Origin of the sequence: Microtetraspora sp. AC03309 (genome assembly GCF_020826795.1) — a bacterium.
GTDB classification, from domain to species: Bacteria; Actinomycetota; Actinomycetes; order Streptosporangiales; family Streptosporangiaceae; genus Microtetraspora; species Microtetraspora glauca.
Genome location: NZ_JADDIL010000512.1, coordinates 1 through 452 on the forward strand (window position 1 = coordinate 1; position 452 = coordinate 452).

Consider the following 452-nt stretch of genomic DNA (forward strand, 5'->3'; position numbering starts at 1 on the left):
CGGTGGAGTACTTCACTTTCGAAACCGATCCTGCAGTTGCCGAGAAGCTCAAGTCGGCAGAGTTCAAGGTCGTCGCCGCCCGGAGCAGGGAGGTCTGACGTGACGGGGCCATTCGGCGGGCAATCGCCTGGTTTCGGAAGCGAATTCGGCGCGCATCCGCCGAACATCTTCGGACAATCCGGCCAACCGGTATCGCCAGCGCCGCGGCAAACCCACGGTGCCACATCGGTACTCGCGATCATTTCGGTGATCGTGGGTGTAGGTGCACTACTACTGGCGTTTGTGCCCTATTACGTCGGGTTGGTTGCCGCGGTGGCCGCCGTCGCCGGATTGACGACCGGAATCGTCGCGCTGGTGCGACGAGGAACCGACGGGCCGAATCTTGCTGCAATCGGCACTGCCACTTCGGCGCTCGCCCTCATCATGGGCATCGTCATGACCGTCGTCTATTC

Annotated in this window: 1 protein-coding gene; it reads left to right on the forward strand. The window is 62.2% G+C overall.

Going from position 1 to position 452, the window contains the following annotated elements; all coding sequences use genetic code 11:
• Nucleotides 1-99: 99 nt before the first annotated feature.
• On the forward strand, nucleotides 100-452 hold a 353-nt coding region (locus IMZ11_RS44120; protein WP_228649716.1), incomplete at its 3' end, for a hypothetical protein.